Here is a 17,338-nt window from a genome sequence, read left to right on the forward strand (position 1 = left end):
GGAATGCGCTTCATGCAGCCAGAAAGTCCCTCACAAAGCGTGGGACCACTTTCGTGGCCGCGCCATAATCCCCCTCGTCGAACATGGCGGCGGCGCCTGACGGAACGAGATTCAGCTCGATGTTATGCGCATGTCCGGACGCCTCCTGCACGAAGCCAGCCGCCGGGTAGACAGTCGCCGATGTGCCAATGGCCACGAATACGTCGCAACAGCGCAGGGCGCGAAGGATGCGTTCCATATGAAGAGGCATTTCTCCAAACCAGACGACATCGGGTCGGAGCGTCATCTCCCGACACGCCGGACAACGTGTCGTGCGATCGCAGTCACCGGTCCACTCAGGCGTTGCGCCACAGTTCATGCAACGCAGGCGCAAAAGCTCGCCATGCATATGGACAGGCGCGCGTGATCCGCCGCGTTCGTGCAGGTCGTCGATGTTCTGGGTAACGAGCAGGAACGCGTCCTCTGGCTCCTCACGGTATGCGGCCTCAAGCTCTGCCAACGCCTGATGCGCGGCATTTGGCGAGACGCCAAGCAACTCCCGCCGCCGTTTATTGTAGAACGCATCGACCATGGCCGGATCGCGAACGAAGCCTTCAGGAGAACATACGTCCTCCAGCTTGACCTGCGACCAGACCCCGCCTTCGTCGCGAAACGTCTCAAGCCCCGATTCCCGGCTGATACCTGCGCCCGTCAGTATCACGATCCGTTTCATGCGCGCGCGTCCATAGTGATGTCTCTTGCCCCGAACGTCGCACGACGGGCGCCGGCCGCCAACAGCCGCATCACGCCTGCGTTCATGACTTCCTGCGAAAGGGAGGCCTTTCGTCCAGACTTTATCAGTGCGATATCGTTACGAGACGGCCTGCGGAAGCGGGGCGAGAGGCGTCGCGCCCGATTCGACAGGTCGCGCCTTCTCTTTTGTGTTCAAATGCCGGACGCGTGCTGCGCAGCGTCATATCAACCGGCTGGAGTAGACATGGCGGGTAGAAGCGTACTTGTTCTTGGCGGCGGCATGTGTGGCGTCGGCGCAGCGTGGCATCTGCTGCAACGGGGGTTCGAAGTCACACTCGTCGACCGCCGGGGGCCTGGCGAAGAAACGTCCTACGGGAACGCCTGCCTTATACAGCGTGAGTGCGTAGAGCCGCATGAGTTCCCTCACGATATCCGGATGCTCGCCCGCATCGGCCTCGGGCGCGACAATTCGGCGACGTATCATTGGGACGCTATGCCGGGACTGGTCAGGCCACTGGCGCGTTACTGGCTGAACAGTCGACCGGGTCGTTATCGCTCGATCGTCCGCAGCTATGAGGCGCTGATCCGCCATTGCCTGTCCGAACACGCCCCGATGATCGAAGCCGCCGGAGCGGAGGATTTGCTTGCGCGCGTAGGGTTCAAGCAGCTTATTCCGACCGAGACGGATTTTGACGCCCAGACAGCGTCGGCTCGCCGCCTTCAACGGGAGTTCGGGGTCAATTCCACCGTTCTCGATGCAGACGCTCTGACTGCGAGCGAACCCGCCTTGCGGGTCAGGATGGCGGGCGCCATTCACTGGACGGATCCGTGGCTGGTTCGAGATCCGGGCGAACTCGTAAAGCGATACGCGGCGCTGTTCGAGCGCGAGGGCGGCAAGATCGTTCAGGGCGACGCTATGACGCTAACCCGCAAGGGCGCGTTCTGGACTGTTGGCACAGATGCCGGATTGATCGACGCCTCCTCAGCCGTAATTGCGCTAGGGCCTTGGTCGGATCGGCTGATGACGAAGCTGGGATACAACTACCCGCTGTTCATAAAGCGCGGCTACCACCTCCATTACAAACCCGACGTTCCTCTTAACACGCCCGTGATGGATCCGGTCGCAGGCATGGTGGTGGTGCCCGCCAAGCGGGGTACGCGCGTCACGACCGGCGCAGAGTTCGCAAAACTGGGCGCCCCGCCCTCTCCCAGACAACTCGTCGGCGCCGAAGCGCGCGCACGCGAACTCTTCGATCTCGGACGGGCGGTGGAAGACGCCCCGTGGCTCGGGAATCGTCCGTGCACGCCGGATATGCTGCCGATCATTGGCGCAGCGACGTCCCACCCGGGGTTGTGGCTGCACTTCGGCCACGCGCATCAGGGCTTCACACTCGGCCCGGCGACCGGGCGTCTGCTGGCCGAAATGATGAACGGGGAGACGCCGTATATCGACCCCCTTCCCTATACGCCGTCGCGCTTCTGAGGAGACCGGGCGCGTCGCGAACTGCCGACGTGCCCGCATTCGGTAGTTTTGTGTTATTTTTTTTCTTGCCTGTACGATTTTAAATTAAGATTTTTACAGAAAAGTTGTGACCCAGTTTCTCGGATGGCCACAGAAAAACCATTTACAACAAGAAAGTATCAGCCCGCGACGCGACTGACAGATCGCCTTTGGCGGCTTACCTGCGTACGGTAAAGCTTTGCGTATCTTGTCAAGCACATGCTGCGTAGTTCAAAACCCACCCAGAGTTCCCATTGCGGTCAAAAAAGAGAATCGTCTCAAGCTGTTTTTTGACGGCATCGTCGGCTGAATGCGCATGGAAACTCTCATGGCCAATGCCGACATGAACTCCTTCATACATCCTAAAGAGACCGAACACTTGATTGCAGACCGTTTCAATCGTCGACACGCCATGATCGCCAACGGCAGTCTGAGCGCTGCGGCCCCCCACACGGGAAGCGTGCGCCCGAACGCGTCCTCCAGATGGCGCGACGGCGAACGGTTGCAGACGATGCTGGATACTCTGCCGGTCGCAGTCATGACGGTCGACGTTGTCAATTTCTCCGTGACCTACGCCAATCGCCTTGCGGAGCATTCTCTCGCGACGATTTTTAACGCGCCTGCCGTCGATCCTGGTGGTCTTGTCGGCGCTGGTCTCGACATTCTGTACAGGGACCCGGAGTGGCATAAGGCCCTGTTCGCCGACGAAGCCAATTTACCGCACAGCGAACGCATCCGCATCGGCTTTGAAGTGATCGAAATGCGGGCCACTGCATTGGAAGACGCAGCAGGTCGCTATATCGGACCTATGCTCATGTGGTTCCTCGCCACCCGCGAGGTCGCCGCCGAAGAAAGCATCCTTCTGCTCGCGCATTACGATTCACTGACCGGGCTGCCTAATCGCGCAACGTTTTTCGAGCGTATAGAAGAGCGCCTTGCTGCGCCCGAGCCGAAATTCGCCCTGCTCTACCTCGATCTGGACGGCTTCAAGTTCGTCAACGACTCATACGGGCATGTCGCGGGTGACGATCTTCTCAAACTTGTCGCCGAACGCCTTATCGCGGAAGCCGGGCGACGCGACGCCGTGGTGGCGCGGCTCGGCGGCGACGAATTCGCACTGATCATTGACGATACGCATCATGAATCCCTGATCGCTTTCGCACGCGCACTAATCGAAACTCTGAGCGCCCCCTATCGGCTGTCGTCTGGAGTGGTCGTGCAGATCGGAGCCTCCGTCGGCCTCGCCATTGCTCCGGATCATGGCTCAGCCGCCGATATCCTGATCGCACACTCGGACATCGCACTTTACAACGCCAAGGCGGCTGGACGCAGAACGGTCAAGATTTTCACCGACGCCATGGCTGAATGCCTTCTCGAACGCGTTCGACTTGAAAACGACCTCCGCGAGGCGCTCGACGCACGCTCCGGTATGTTTGTGTTCTACCAGCCGATAACGAATGTTGAATCGGGTCAGGTCGTTGCCCGAGAGGCGTTGGTTCGCTGGCATCACGCTCAACGCGGTTGGGTATCTCCGGGAGAGTTTATTCCTGTCGCGGAGCAGTGCGGTCTTATCCATCAACTTGGAGAATTCGTTCTCCTCGAAGCGTGCAAAACGGCCCAGACATGGCCCAACAAGGAGACGGTTGCGGTCAATGTTTCCGCCCGACAATTAGGTCAGGGAACGCTGCTTCCGGTATTGGAACGAGTGCTGGCTCAGAGCGGGCTGGAGAATCATCGGCTCGAACTCGAAGTGACCGAGACGGCTCTGCTCAGCGAGGAAGTCGACTGCGTAACCGAGCTTCGGGCGGTACGCGCCATGGGGGTCCGGGTTGCGCTTGACGATTTCGGAACCGGATTTTCCTCCCTTTCTCACCTCCGCTCGTTTCCTTTCGACAAGATCAAGATCGACGGTTCGTTCGTACGAGAAGCCGCCCACCGGCCCGAAAGCGCTGCCATCGTCAATATGATCGCTCGACTGGGGCATACGCTCGGCGTGACGACGGTGGCGGAGGGCGTCGAGACACAGCAACATCTGCAACAAGTCCGCGATGTGGGCTGCGTGGAAGTACAAGGATATTTTTTCGGACGTCCTGCGCCCGAAGAAGCAGATGCAAACGCCGTGGCGAATCTGAGTTGCGGCGCACTCGCGCTGGAGCTGAGATTGCCAGATCAGATCGAAGGATCGGCCCTGAACATTCTCTAGCCTATGAATTGGCCCCGTATCCGCACAACACCGCGCGCAGATACGCCTACCTGATCGCCTCACGCACCCTCTGCCAGTTCCTGCGAGCGCTGTTCCCGTCCGACGGCGGACAAGTCGAATGGCGTCGTCTGGTAGATATGGTTTACCCAGTTTGCCGCCAACAAGTGTGCATGGCTGCGCCAACTGTTCGACGGTTTGCGAGAAGGATCGTTGTTGGGGAAATAATTGCAAGGCAACGCCGTCTCCGGGTCCACCTCCCTGTCCCGGAAATACTCAGCGGCAAGCGAGCGGGCGTCATACTCCAGATGGTTGAACATATGGAGCATACGGTGCGACCTGTTATCGAGCATGCACAGGCCCGTCTCCGCACTTTCGGCCAAAACCTCCAGACCGCTAGCGGACGGAATGTCCTCGCGCCGCACTTCGGTCCAGCGCGAAACCGGTATCGCCGCTTCGTCAGAGAAACCCACGAGGTATGGAGACGCGGGCGCCAGAATAGCGTGGTCGAAGATTCCGAAAGCCTTTTCCGACAGCAGGTGCTTAGGCATTCCGTGAAAATGCCACGCCGCAGCTTGAGCCGCCCAGCAGATTGTGAGCGTGTGATGTACGTTCGTCTGCGTCCAGTCGAAAATCCGCCGTAACTCATCCCAATATGTCACGGCCTCAAAAGGAAGGCGCTCCACTGGCGCTCCCGTCACGATGAAACCGTCGAAGCGTCCCTGCCGGACCGCGTCCCATGGGCGGTAGAACGAGGTCATGTGATCGGACGCCGTGTGCCGCGACACGTGACCGGTCATGCTCACAAGACTCAACTCGACCTGAAGAGGCGTCGCGCCAATAAGCCGCGCAATCTGCGTCTCGGTGCTGATCTTGTTAGGCATGAGATTAAGCAGGCCAATGCGGAGCGGCCTGATATCCTGACGGATGGCGTCAGTCTCCCCCATGACCATGACGCCCTCCGCCTCGAGAGTGGCGCGGGCCGGGAGATTATCGGGAATCTTTATGGGCATCTTGTCCTGCGTCGTCCTGCTTTAATCTGGACTGACGCTGTGGCGGACTCCGTTTGATTGCCGGCGTGGCCACATCCCCCCTTTCGGAAGCGCCACCTTGCCCGGACGGCAGGTTGGCGTCGGGCGTCGGCCCAACTCTTGATGTGCCGCCAGTGATAGTGCGCCGGATCGCGCAGTCAAGCCACACCGCTTGCGACCTCGGTTATTCATGCGTTCAGCGAATATCTGCAGTCTGGCCGAATCACAGCCTGCACCCGAAGCGTGGCCGTATTTGCTCAAGGGCCTCCTGTGCATCCGACTCAACAAGAGCATTTTGTGCCGTAGGTTCGCGTTACGTTCATCGGCAACCCCCGCCACGGCGAGCGCGCCCTAACGAGATCAGCCACCAGAAGAAAACCTCGTCTCGCAAGCGTTTTCATGAGCACTCTTCGGACAGTTTCTTCATACGACGCTCATCGGGATGAGAAACATCCAGCCGGCTGTTACAACAACCCGGCGTCAGAAAAACTGAACCAACGCCCATTCCCGACGATGATATGGTCGCGCACCGTAAGACCAAGAGCCGCCGCCGCCGCCGTCACCTGTCGCGTCATGGCCACGTCATCCTGCGACGGCGTCGGATCGCCGCTCGGGTGATTGTGGACCAAAACGATGCACACCGTGCCTATCTCCAAGGCTCTTCTCACCACTTCCCTAGGATAGACCGGCGTGTGGTTGACGGTGCCTCGCGCCTGCGCCTCGTCCGCGATGAGGCGATCATCAGAGCCGAGGAACAGAACACGGAACTGCTCTACCGCTTCCCGCGCAAGGACTGCGGAAAGGTAGGCATGCAACCTCTCCCGATTCGACAGGACGTCAATGTCCTGTAACCCGGCGCGATGGAAGCGCAGCGCAGCGTCGCGCACGACACACAAGGCCGAAACCAAGTGCGAGCCGACGCCCGCGACAGAACGCAACGCCTGCTCTGAGGCAGTCAGAACGGCGGAGAGAGACCCGAAGCGTGACACCAGCGTTCCAGCGAGCGCCTCGGGTCGTTCGTTCTTAGGCATTGCGAGAGAGATCAGTGCCGCAAGAACCGACACGTCGTCCAGTGATGGCGCCGCGCCATCAAGAAGCTGTCTCCAAGCTTCGACAGGAAGCGCAGATTCGCGGTAGCCGCCGCCCGGAGGTGCGACGCGCTGACTCCGCGACGAAGCCTCGGCATTTCCTGGATGACGCGCATGGGGAGAGTTACCGATGGCGTCGTGATCGGCTTTTTGCGGGGCCATCCGCATGTCGGCAAACCCGCCGCCTGTCTTGGTCATGCGGATGCTTACTCCTGTAACATATGGGCGCTAGTGCTCAGAAACTTCGGACGAAACGCGAGCGACCGGGCGCCGCGCCAAGCGCCCGCTGGATCGTGTGGTTTTATAGAAAATAGCCCGTTTTTAGAAAGCGTGACCAGCGGCTCGGCTCATGCAATCTTTCGACCCCATCCCGCGCGCGCCCTTCGCGCAACAAGCCAGGGGAGAGAGAATGTCTGCGCCAAAAATCGACGTCCTAATGTCCGCCTACAACGCAGGACGCTTTATCAAAGCGACAATCGACAGCATTCTCGCGCAGAGTTTCAGGGATTTTCGCCTTATTGTCGTCGACGACGGCTCAACGGACGATACGCCGGACATTCTTGAACGTCTCGCCGCGCAGGACGCGCGGATCGTCGTGCTCACGCAACCGAACGGCGGAATCGTCTCGGCTCTGAACGCCGGTCTCGCGCTGTGCGCCGCGCCCTATCTCGCGCGCCATGACGCGGACGATCTATCCGACCCGAACCGTTTTGCGGTGGAACTCGCCTATCTGGAAAGCAATCCCGAATGCGTCGCCGTGTCCGCACGCGCGCGCCATATCGACGCCAAGGATGTCCTGCTCGGTACAGTCTCGACAAGAAAAGATCCCGACAAGGCGGATGCACGCGCCATTCCTGCGGTGGAACCTTATATCTTGCAACCTCTTCTGATGGCGCGTCTGGCGGCCATAAAGGCCGTCGGTGGTTACCGTCTCCTGCAGGTGGCGGAGGATTCTGATCTCTACTGGCGTCTTCGCGCCATTGGGCGCTTGCACAACCTGCAGGATTGCCTCGGCTCATACAGGATTCACGACGACAGCATTTCGAGCGCCTCGATCGTTCGCGGGCGGCAGGCGGCGATATGGTCGCAACTTGCCGCGCTCTCGGCGCAACGGCGGTCGGAAAATAAACCTGACATCGGTTTCGACGAGGCGTTGCTGCACAGAATCAGCCGAGCTGTTTCGCTTCAGGACATGATGGCGCTGATCGCCGAACGGATATCGAGCGACGAACGCCGATGGCTTAGTCTGGCTGCCTCGGCAAAGCTTCTCGAACTTTGCTACTATCGGCCTTTCGAGCCTGACGGGAGCGACATTACGTTTATCAGGCAGGCGCTTGCGACTGGACAGACTACCTGCGCGTCCGCCAATTGCGGAGCGTTCCAGGAGGCTCTTATGTCGGCCGCGATCCGTATGGCGTTCGCAGGTAGTCTCAACGATGCGCTCCGTCTGGCAGGTTGGAAAAAGGCATTAACGTTGCTTGCCCGGATCGCCTTCAGAATCGCAGTGCCCTCTTCCCTGAAAAAAAGAATCAAGGCCTTGTTCGGACGTCCCGTCGCGCGCCCGGTGGCAGGAGCCGCCAGATAATCCTCGTGCGGAACCACCGCAGGAGAGGTCCGTCACTCGAAATATATAGTTTATGAGTGAAGGATTATTATCGGCTTCGCAAATCGCGGTTCGAGAACAGCGGCAAAAAAAGAAACCTTGTTTTCAGAAGTGATCGATGAGTCCATAGCTGGAATCCCGATGACTCAATCCAAGGATTTCATGGCACTTTGTCCGCCTCTCAATCCCGTCCTTCTCCCACCGCAAACTCAGAAACACGAAGCCTCACACCGAAGCAGCTCGTCTCCAACGTCGAAGAACAGCTTACGCATGGCAGGAACAAGATTCACCGCTGCAATACCGCCCAATCACCCGCCGATCGACGCATTCGCCTCGTGTGACGCCAGAACCTTGCCGCTCGGCGCGTCGATTTCGTCGAGGACGACCCTATAGCCCCATAGATTGGCCAACCCCCTCAACGTAAGCTTCATATCACTTTCAGCCAGCAGCTGCCCGCTCTTGGTCCGATGTTCGAGGCGAAGGGTGCGGTCTCCAAGGATGTCGACATCCACGATTTCAAGCTCGGCATAGAATGTGGATGGGTCGTATGACGCGGCGACAGTCCTCCGTATGTCGCGATAGCCATGTTCGTCATGAATGGCGTCGACCAGCAGATAAGGCTCCCGAGTATCGTCCAGAAGGCGGAACATGCGGAATTCGCGCATAACGCGTGGCGACAGAAACTGCAGCACGAAGCTTTCGTCCCGATATTCCGCCCAGGCGTGCCGCAGCGTGCCCAACGGGTCGCCATTACCCGCGATGTCCGGGCTCCAGCGCCGGTCCTCCTCGGTCGGATCGACGCAGACACGCGCGATGTCCTTCATCATAGCGAAGCCGAGCGCATACGGGTTGAAACTGGTCGATCCCTGTTCGTAGCCCGGTTGGGTAATCACGTTCGTAGTTGAATGAATCGCCTCCATGAACGCAGCGTCATCGATGCGGCCAAGCTCATGCAGACGGGTCATGATTCGGTCATGAACCCAGGTCGCACAGCCTTCGTTCATCAACTTGAGTTGCGGCTGCGGGTAGAAGTACTGCGAGATCAATCGCACGATACGGACGATTTCGCGCTCCCACGCCGCCAACTTCGGAGCATGTTTTTCAAGGAAATACAGGATGTTTTCTTCAGGAAGTCCAAACTTCCGACGCAGGGCGTCGCGCTCGTGCTCACGCGGCGGGGCGGCGCCTTCCGAAACAGGAAGGGTGCGCCAGAGATCGTTGTAAGACCGGTCCTCATGCGCGCGCCGTTCTCGGGCGCGGTCCTGCTCCGCCCTCAAGTCGATCCGCCTGGCGCCGCTGTGCCGATGCACGCCCTGATTCTGCAACGCGTGCGCGGCGTCAAGAATGCGCTCTACCGCCTCCTGCCCATGCGCTTCCTCGCAGCGCGCGATATACCCGCGTGCGAACTCCAGATAGTTCAGAATCTGCGACGGATCCGTCCATTCCTGAAAAAGCCGGTTGTTTTTGAAGAAATGATTGTGGCCGAAGGCCGCGTGCGCGATGACCAGCGCCTGCATCGTCGCGCTGTTCTCCTCCATCAGATAGCTGATGCAGGGGTTGGAGTTGATCACCACCTCGTAAGCCAGTCCCATCAGGCCGCGCCGATAGGCATTTTCGTGGCTGACGAAGCGCTTCCCGTGCGACCAGTGCTGATAGGTCAGCGGCATGCCGCTGGTGGTGTAGACATCAAGCATCTGCTCGGACGTGATGACCTCGATCCGGTTGGGGAAGGCATCAAGGCCCAGTTCTTCCTCAGCGATTTCCTCGATGGCGTCATAGCAGTCGCGGATAACGCGGAAATTCCATTCCGCCCCCTGATACAGTAGCCCTTTGCCGCCCGTTGCTTTCTCCACTGCCCCATTCATGCGCCAGCCCCCTGCGTTGCAGGACGTCGTGCGAACAACTCCCTGAAGACCGGGAAAATCTCCTTGCGATCAGAAACCTGCCGGATCGCAAGATGCTCATTTCGCGCCGCGATCCCGCGATAGGTGCGCCACAAATCGGTGTCGCCCCTGATGATCGCCCCTGACCCCATCACCTCGATGTAGGCGTAATACTGCACGAGCGGCAACACTCCACTTTCCAGAAGCTCAGCTGTCCTTGGCGTGTCGGAGGTGGAATTGTCGCCATCGGACGCCTGAGCGACATAGATGTTCCAGTGCTGCGACGGATATCGCGCTTTCTGCACCCGCAGCAATTCTTCCAGCGCCGTCGAAACCACAGTGCCGCCGGTTCTGGGGTCGTTGAAGAACGTTTCCTCATCGACCTCTTCAGCTGTTTCCGCGTGGCGGATGAACACCACGTCCAGCGTCTTGTAACGCTTCTCGAGAAACACGTGCAGCAGCAGGAAGAACTGCTTCGCCAGATCCTTCATCCGTTCCGTCATAGAGCCCGAGACATCCATGACGCAGAACATCACGGCGCGCGTTGAAGGCTTTGGCGTTTGCGCAAAACGCCTGTAGCGCAAATCGACAGGGTCGACCCACGGGATGCGGTTCAGCCGCTGCCGCAGCACGCTTCGCCGTTCCCTCAGCGCCTCGAGTTCATCGACGTCGGCGGCTGAGAGCGGGCGGCTCTCCTCGAGGGCGGCGATACGCGCCTCGATTTCGATCAACTCCTCCGGTTTCGGACGTCCGAGGCCAATACGACGCGCCATCGAGTAACGCATGGTGCGCCCGAGATCGAGTTGCGATGGGGAGCCATCGTTGCTCAGGCCCGCGCGGCTCGGCGCCGTTACCTCTGTCGTCGCAATCTCTCGTTTCACCAGATCAGGCAGTTCGAGGTCGCCGAAGAAAAGGTCCAAAAACTCGTCACGCGACAAGAGGAACCGGTAACTGTCTTCCCCCCCGCCTTCGTCGCTGGCGTTGCCGCTTCCCGAGCCCCCCTTGCCGGAGCCCCCCGGCGGCCTGCGAATCTTGTCTCCGCGGGAAAATTCGTGGTTGCCCGACAGGACGATGTTGCGAGACCCCGACGTAAAAATACGATGAAAGCTGGGCTCATGCAGCGCGTCAGCTGGAATCGACACAGCGCTTCCCTGCCCGGCCTCCCTGATTTTACCATTCGCCACTGCGTCGCGAACGGCGCGTTGCACCGCATCGCGCGCCCTTGTCAGAGCACGTCTTCTATTTTCCAGATGTTTACCGTGCGGGTTCGAGCGTCTGTCGATGATTTCCAAGGGGCATGACCTTCCGAAAGCGACACTCAGGCGGACTGCTTCACGCGCATGTACCATTCGACCAGACGTCGGACCTGCCGTTCCGTGTAACCGCGCGCCACCATACGCTCGACGAACTCGTCATGTTTTCGTTCGGTCTCCCCGTCTTTCTTCGATCCAAAGCTGATGACAGGCAGAAGATCTTCCACCTGGCTGAACATGCGCTTCTCGATCACGTCGCGGATTTTTTCGTAAGAAGTCCACGACGGGTTCCTTCCCCCATTCGACGCTCGCGCCCGCAGCGAAAACTTCACGACCTCATTACGGAAATCCTTCGGGTTGGCGATCCCTGCAGGTTTTTCTATCTTCGTCAGCTCTGCATTAAGAAGATCACGATTGAGCATCTGTCCGGTGTCCGGGTCCTTGAAGTCCTGATCTTCTATCCATGCGTCAGCGTAGTCGAGATACCGGTCAAACAGGTTCTGTCCGTAATCGTTGTAGCTTTCCAGGTAAGCCTTCTGGATTTCGTTGCCGAGAAACTCCGCGTAACGGCCAGCCAGTTCCGATTTGAGCGTCGCGAGATAATTCGCCTCCACCTCCGCCGGAAACTGCTCCCGTCTGACGGCGTGCTCCAGCACGTACATCAGATGCACCGGGTCGGCCGATATCTCGGTCGAGTCATGATTGAACGTTGCGGAGAGCACCTTGTAGGCGAAGCGCGTCGAAATGCCGTCCATGCCTTCGTCGACGCCAGCGGAATCCCGATACTCCTGCATCGTGCGGGCCTTGGGATCTGTCTCGCGGATATTTTCTCCGTCATAGACGCGCATCTTCGCATATTGCGTGGAGTTTGGATGAGCTTTCAGGCGCGAGAGAACCGCAAACCGCGCGAGCATATCTAGCGTGTTCGGCGCGAGAGGAGACGCATTAAGCGCAGACGACGTGATCAGCTTCTCGTAAATCTTCGACTCTTCCGTCACTCGCAAGCAGTAGGGCACCTTGATGACGCAGACGCGGTCAAGAAACGCCTCGTTCGTGCGGTTGTTGCGGAAGGTCTGCCACTCGGCCTCGTTCGAGTGCGCAAGGATAACGCCTGTGAAGGGAATGGAGCCGATATTCTCTGTGCCGACATAATTCCCCTCCTGCGTCGCCGTCAGCAGAGGATGAAGCATCTTGATCGGCGCCTTGAACATCTCCACGAATTCGAGAACGCCTTGATTGGCCCGGTTGAGTCCCCCGGAGAAGCTGTAGGCGTCGGGGTCGTTCTGGCTGAAATGCTCCAACTGCCGGATGTCGACTTTACCGACCAGCGCCGAGACGTCCTGATTGTTGTCGTCTCCCGGCTCGGTCTTGGCTATGCCAATCTGTTTCAGCTTGGACGGATGCAGCTTTACAACCGTGAAACGCGAAAGGTCGCCGTCGAATTCCTCAAGCCGTTTCAACGCCCAGGGACTGGCGATTCCCGTCAACACCCGCCGAGGAATGCCGTAATCCCGCTCAAGCGCCTCTCCCATCGAGAACGGGTCGAACAGACCCAGTGGACTCTCGAACACCGGACTGAGATGCCGACCGGCTTTCAGGATGTAGATGGGTTCGCGCTCCATCAGGGTCTTGACCCGTTCGCCCAAAGACGACTTGCCGCCCCCGACAGGTCCAAGCAGATAGAGAATCTGCTTCCGTTCCTCCAACCCCTGCGCTGCATGGCGGAAGAAGCCGACAATCTGCTCGATCGTCTCTTCCATGCCGTAAAAATCTTCGAAGGCCGGGTACACGCGAACCGTGCGATTCATAAAGATGCGGGACAGACGCACGTCGCGGGAGGTGTCGACCATCTCCGGTTCGCCGACCGCCTTGAGCATGCGCTCGGCGGCGCTGGCATAGCAGGAAGGATCGTCGCGGCAGAGTTCCAGATAATCTGAAAGGCTCATTTCAGTCTCGCGATGGCGGTCGCGCATCGCAGTGGCGAGAGAGAAAACGTTCGACACAGAAGCCATCAATATCGATCTCCGCGAGGGCGGATGACACCGTTCATGTCATCACGCCGAATAAGAACGGTGGTCCAGAATCTCCTGTCCTGCGCGCGGCCCGGCGCGGCGCAACCTGTCCTGTCGTGCTGTTCGTTCGGAGCGAGCCAGACGGGCTTTCCTCCGCTCGGCCTTCGGCGCGCTTGGCGCCTACGTTTGCCTGTGTCTCCCTTTCCATGTTCGCCATGAAGACATTATGAAAAGCGCTCGGACGGTCTTGTCTTTATGAGCAAAAACAGGCAAACGGTCCGGTTCGATCTGGCCTTTGTGTGGTCACGGTATCGAAACCCCGTCGCCATTTTCAAGAAAAATCGCGAACTCTCCTTGCGGGTCGTAAGATAATTCGACGCAAGCCTCGAGTATTCGGCTTAAGATTCAAAGGCTTGATAATTATTCGTCCGGTCCCCGGTCTTGGGGGCCGTAAATACTGCGAGTCGCGGAACATGCGAGCGGACGAAACGGGAGTCGGCAAGCCTGGCCGCCGTTTTCAAGCTCCGCGTAACGTTCGGGTCCTCATGGCTGCGACGCCTAAGTCAGGCTCTCGGGTTAAACGCCTTCATTCCGCGTCGGAACTTGACGAAGACGACAGCGCGCCGCCTTCCACAGAGAAGGTCATCCCATCGAAAGCAGCTTCGATTCCGCTGGGCAGTTCGCGCTGCATCCACGCCCAATCCATGGCCGTTCCAAGATGCGTGAGAATCGTGCGACGGGGGCGGATACGCGCTGCCCATTCCACTACACGCTCCAGCCAGCCGTGAGCGGAGTGCGGCTTGAGCTGGAAGCAATCCACCATCCAGCTGTCGACGCCTTCAAGAAGCGTCAGAACATCATCCGTAAAAGAAGCAACATCAGTGCAGTAAGCAAACGAGCCGCAGCGGAAGCCCAGTGAGTTCAGCTTTCCATGATCCTGCTCGAACACGGTCAGCGAAAGTCCTGCTATGTCCAGAACCTGCCCAGCCGCAATTGGCCGAGCCACAACACCCGGCCGGAAGAAATCTTTTGTGGTCCATGGCCGGAACGCGTAATCGAACCGCGTCCGCACCTCTTCCAGCGTCTCCGAAGTTCCAAATGCCTCGATCGCCCGGCCAGCGGCCCAATTAAGCGGCCTTACGTCGTCCAGACCCGCGATATGATCGGCGTGGGCGTGCGTGTAGAAAATTGCGTCGATGCCGCCGATCCCGGTCGCCAGCAACTGAGCCCGCAAATCCGGGCCGGTATCGACCAGTATGCGTCGTCCATCCGGCCCGGCCAGAACGATAGATGATCTCGTCCTGCGGTTCCGCGGTTCAGCAGGATCGCAGGAACCCCACTCACCACGCCCGTCCGGCCCTCCGATCTGCGGCACGCCAGACGAGCCGCCGCACCCAAGAACCGTGATGCTCAACTGTGCGCTCACCGAGCCACCCGTCCGTCAGTCACGCATACGTCCTCTTCGCAAAAGTTGGTGGCGCCGCTTTTAAGGCGCCGGTCGTCGGGCTTTGGTGAAGAGGCGATGAAAATTCGCAGTCGTGACGCCCGCGAAGGCCGAAGGTTCGAGCCCGACCGTATCCGCAACCGTAGCGGCGGTGAAAGCGACGTAAGATGGTTCATTGCGCTTCCCACGCTTCGGGGCGGGCGCGAGATACGGAGAATCCGTCTCCACCAGCAGACGATCATGCGGCACGGTCCGCGCGATGTCGCGCAGTTCCGAAGACTTCGGGAATGTCGCGATCCCTGAAAAGCTCAGATAACCGCCAAGCGCGAGCGCCCTGCGCGCCAGATCCGGCCCGGACGCGAAGCAGTGCAACAGGAACGGAAAAGCGCCACGCGTCTCCGTCTCGTCCTCCAGAATCGCTGCGACGTCATCATCGGCCTGGCGCGCGTGGATGACCAGCGGCAGGCCAGTCAGGCGCGCGGCGTGGATGTGCGCCCGGAAACTCGCTTGCTGAAGCGGGCGTATCTCCGCCGCCCCATGGAAATAATCGAGCCCGCTTTCTCCGATCGCCACGACCTCCGGCTCGTCGCTGAGTTCTGCTATCCGCGCGGCCTCTGGGGTCTCTTCTTCATCCACGTGGTCCGGATGCGTGCCAATTGAGCACCAGATTGCGAGATCCGGTCGGGAATGACGGGTCAGCGCCTTCTGCTCATGCTGGCGAGACAACCGCGTGCCGATTGTCACCATACCGTCCAGACCCGCTTCCCGTGCGCGGTCGAGCAACTGAGGCAGTTCCTCGTTCGAAAAATGATCGAGGTGACAATGCGAGTCTATCAAGCCCGCCGTATGACCCGCCCCCTGAGCCGTCATTGGGCAGTTCCTGCTTCAGGCTCGACGAAGCGCGGGAAAATGCCCTCGGGCTTCGGAAGGACGCGACCTCCCGGAAGCGGCGTATCCAGCGCAGCAAGAGTCCTCTCATCTGTCGTGACGCCAAGCTGCGTCAGCATCTTGTCCATGCTGCCCGGCATGTATGGCTGCAGTACGGTCGCGATGACTCGCAGGGCGTCGGCCAGAACACGAAGGACCGCCTCCATTCTCACAGGGTCAGTCTTCTTGAGAGCCCAAGGCGCCTGATGGTCGATGTAGGCGTTGCAGGCACGGATCAGCTTCCACGTTTCCTCCAGCGCGTCCGTCAGGGCGACCCGGCTGATCTGCTCCGCCATCACAGACGGCAGTATAGAGGCCTGTCCGAACAGATGCGTATCGGCTTCCGTAAGCGGACCGCGTTCCGGTAGGACGCCGCCGCAATTGCGCGCGATCAGCGACAGCGTCCGCTGCGCCAGATTGCCAAGGTCGTTGGCGAGTTCAACGTTCATTCTGGATATCAGAGAACGTCTGGAAAGGTCTGAATCTCCACCGAAAGGCACTTCGCGAATCAGGAAGAACCGCACTGCGTCGAGACCGAACTCCGCGACGAGATCACGCGGGTCGATCACGTTGCCCACGGACTTGCTCATCTTCTCGCCCTCGACCGTCCACCAGCCGTTCGAGAACACCATCGACGGCAGATCGATCCCGGCGGCCATCAGGAAGGCCGGCCAGTAAACCGTATGGAAACGGGCGATGTCCTTGCCGACCATATGCAGGTTCGCGGGCCAGAAAGCCATGCGGGGCGCCGACGTATCGGGAAACCCCAGGGCAGTCAGGTAATTGGCGAGAGCGTCGAACCACACATACATGACGTGGTCTTCGTCGCCCGGCACCGGCACACCCCATTTGAAGCTGGTGCGGCTGATCGACAGGTCGCGAAGGCCCTGCTTCACGAAGCTGACAATCTCGTTCTTTCGTCCGACGGGACCGATGAACTGTGGATGCTTCTCGTACAGCTCCAGCAGCCGATCCTGGTATGCCGACAGTCGGAAGAAATAGGATGGTTCCCGCATCCACTCGACGGGCGCTCCCGAAGGAGCCACTTTCGTACCGTCGGGCCGCGTGACCAGCTCGTCCTCACCGTAAAACGCCTCGTCACGCAGGGCGTACCAACCCTCATACGCACCGAGATAGATATCCCCGCCGGCTGCAACTTTCTCCCATAACGCCTGCGCCCCGGCTTTGTGGCGAGGCTCCGTGGTGCGGATGAAGTCGTCGTAAGAAATCCCCATGGCGTCCGCAACCGCGCGGAACTCGGTGGCGAAACGGTCCGTGAACGCCTGCGGCTCTTCCCCTGCGGCCAGAGCGGCCTGCTCAACTTTCTGGCCATGCTCGTCCGTGCCAGTCAGGAAGAACACGTCCTTGCCGGAAAGACGATTGAAGCGCGCGACGATGTCGGCGGCGATCGACGTGTAGGCGTGACCGATATGGGGTGCGCCATTCACATAGTAGATCGGGGTGGTCACATAGAAACGGCCGCTCATGTCTGCTCTTGGCTTCCCGGTTGCTCTGGTCGAGGGGTTGCGTGCGAGGCAAGACTTGGCGATTCGCCGGTCCTGCCGCGTGCTTGTCGATAGAAGTCACCCATACCGGATGCGGACGTCTCTCGCGAGGCCCGACGGCATGTTCTCCACGCAATCACCGTCTTCAGACAACGGTTT

Annotated in this window: 12 protein-coding genes and 1 riboswitch; of the genes, 3 read left to right on the forward strand and 9 right to left on the reverse strand. The window is 59.6% G+C overall.

The features are described 5' to 3' along the window. Positions 1-10: 10 nt before the first annotated feature. Positions 11-712, reverse strand: a complete 702-nt coding sequence (locus HK28_RS03985) for an NAD-dependent deacylase (protein WP_086643327.1) — start codon at positions 710-712, stop codon at positions 11-13. Positions 713-976: 264 nt separating this feature from the next. Between HK28_RS03985 and HK28_RS03990 the strand changes: the two genes are divergently transcribed. Both HK28_RS03990 and HK28_RS03995 read left to right on the forward strand, forming a co-directional pair. Continuing rightward, positions 977-2,215 (forward strand): FAD-binding oxidoreductase, encoded by a 1,239-nt coding sequence (locus HK28_RS03990; RefSeq protein WP_086643328.1) that lies wholly within the window; start codon positions 977-979, stop codon positions 2,213-2,215. Positions 2,216-2,561: 346 nt separating this feature from the next. Continuing rightward, the gene (locus tag HK28_RS03995; protein WP_158093389.1) at positions 2,562-4,436 is read left to right on the forward strand and encodes a bifunctional diguanylate cyclase/phosphodiesterase; all 1,875 of its coding nucleotides are present in this window, start codon (positions 2,562-2,564) and stop codon (positions 4,434-4,436) included. A gap of 59 nt (positions 4,437-4,495) precedes the next feature. Here the strand turns inward: HK28_RS03995 and metA are convergent, their stop codons facing one another. Further along, positions 4,496-5,446, reverse strand: a complete 951-nt coding sequence (gene metA / locus HK28_RS04000; RefSeq protein ID WP_086643330.1) for a homoserine O-succinyltransferase — start codon at positions 5,444-5,446, stop codon at positions 4,496-4,498. A gap of 43 nt (positions 5,447-5,489) precedes the next feature. Continuing rightward, a riboswitch (SAM-I-IV-variant riboswitch) is annotated at positions 5,490-5,596 on the reverse strand. 332 nt (positions 5,597-5,928) lie between these two features. Beyond that, complete coding sequence (locus tag HK28_RS04005; protein WP_233140338.1) at positions 5,929-6,750, reverse strand: RadC family protein; 822 nt, start codon at positions 6,748-6,750, stop codon at positions 5,929-5,931. Positions 6,751-6,961: 211 nt separating this feature from the next. Here HK28_RS04005 and HK28_RS04010 point away from each other — a divergent pair, with 211 nt between their 5' ends. Next, positions 6,962-8,137 carry a glycosyltransferase family 2 protein gene (locus HK28_RS04010; RefSeq protein ID WP_158093390.1) on the forward strand — a complete coding sequence of 392 codons (1,176 nt, stop codon included), beginning with the start codon at positions 6,962-6,964 and terminating at the stop codon, positions 8,135-8,137. A gap of 326 nt (positions 8,138-8,463) precedes the next feature. Here the strand turns inward: HK28_RS04010 and HK28_RS04015 are convergent, their stop codons facing one another. The 6 genes from HK28_RS04015 to metG form a co-directional block, all read right to left on the reverse strand. After that, positions 8,464-10,020: a SpoVR family protein gene (locus HK28_RS04015; protein WP_086643332.1), complete on the reverse strand. Its 1,557-nt coding sequence runs from the start codon at positions 10,018-10,020 to the stop codon at positions 8,464-8,466. Beyond that, positions 10,017-11,330, reverse strand: coding sequence for a YeaH/YhbH family protein (locus HK28_RS04020; RefSeq protein ID WP_086643333.1), 1,314 nt, complete (start codon positions 11,328-11,330; stop codon positions 10,017-10,019). The genes HK28_RS04015 and HK28_RS04020 overlap by 4 nt, the downstream gene beginning before the upstream one ends. 26 nt (positions 11,331-11,356) lie before the next feature. Continuing rightward, positions 11,357-13,303: a PrkA family serine protein kinase gene (locus HK28_RS04025; RefSeq protein ID WP_086643334.1), complete on the reverse strand. Its 1,947-nt coding sequence runs from the start codon at positions 13,301-13,303 to the stop codon at positions 11,357-11,359. 586 nt (positions 13,304-13,889) lie between these two features. Beyond that, entirely contained in the window at positions 13,890-14,717 is an 828-nt protein-coding gene (locus tag HK28_RS04035; RefSeq protein ID WP_086643376.1) for an MBL fold metallo-hydrolase, read from the reverse strand. Between the two features lie 72 nt (positions 14,718-14,789). Continuing rightward, a complete protein-coding gene (locus HK28_RS04040; RefSeq protein ID WP_086643336.1) occupies positions 14,790-15,617 on the reverse strand; it encodes a TatD family hydrolase in 828 nt (275 codons plus the stop codon). Continuing rightward, complete coding sequence (metG, locus tag HK28_RS04045) at positions 15,614-17,161, reverse strand: methionine--tRNA ligase (protein WP_086643337.1); 1,548 nt, start codon at positions 17,159-17,161, stop codon at positions 15,614-15,616. Before metG ends, HK28_RS04040 begins: the two co-directional genes overlap by 4 nt. Positions 17,162-17,338 lie beyond the last annotated feature (177 nt).

The organism is Acetobacter sp. DsW_063, from assembly GCF_002153745.1.
GTDB lineage: Bacteria > Pseudomonadota > Alphaproteobacteria > Acetobacterales > Acetobacteraceae > Acetobacter.

What these genes read in the sequence shown, in the direction of transcription:
- HK28_RS03985 (WP_086643327.1), bottom strand. Translation starts at nt 712, where the DNA reads ATGAAACGGATCGTGATACTGACGGGCGCAGGTATCAGCCGGGAATCG.
- HK28_RS03990 (WP_086643328.1), top strand. Translation starts at nt 977, where the DNA reads ATGGCGGGTAGAAGCGTACTTGTTCTTGGCGGCGGCATGTGTGGCGTC.
- HK28_RS03995 (WP_158093389.1), top strand. Translation starts at nt 2,562, where the DNA reads ATGGCCAATGCCGACATGAACTCCTTCATACATCCTAAAGAGACCGAA.
- metA (WP_086643330.1), bottom strand. Translation starts at nt 5,446, where the DNA reads ATGCCCATAAAGATTCCCGATAATCTCCCGGCCCGCGCCACTCTCGAG.
- HK28_RS04005 (WP_233140338.1), bottom strand. Translation starts at nt 6,750, where the DNA reads ATGACCAAGACAGGCGGCGGGTTTGCCGACATGCGGATGGCCCCGCAA.
- HK28_RS04010 (WP_158093390.1), top strand. Translation starts at nt 6,962, where the DNA reads ATGTCTGCGCCAAAAATCGACGTCCTAATGTCCGCCTACAACGCAGGA.
- HK28_RS04015 (WP_086643332.1), bottom strand. Translation starts at nt 10,020, where the DNA reads ATGAATGGGGCAGTGGAGAAAGCAACGGGCGGCAAAGGGCTACTGTAT.
- HK28_RS04025 (WP_086643334.1), bottom strand. Translation starts at nt 13,303, where the DNA reads ATGGCTTCTGTGTCGAACGTTTTCTCTCTCGCCACTGCGATGCGCGAC.
- HK28_RS04040 (WP_086643336.1), bottom strand. Translation starts at nt 15,617, where the DNA reads ATGACGGCTCAGGGGGCGGGTCATACGGCGGGCTTGATAGACTCGCAT.
- metG (WP_086643337.1), bottom strand. Translation starts at nt 17,161, where the DNA reads ATGAGCGGCCGTTTCTATGTGACCACCCCGATCTACTATGTGAATGGC.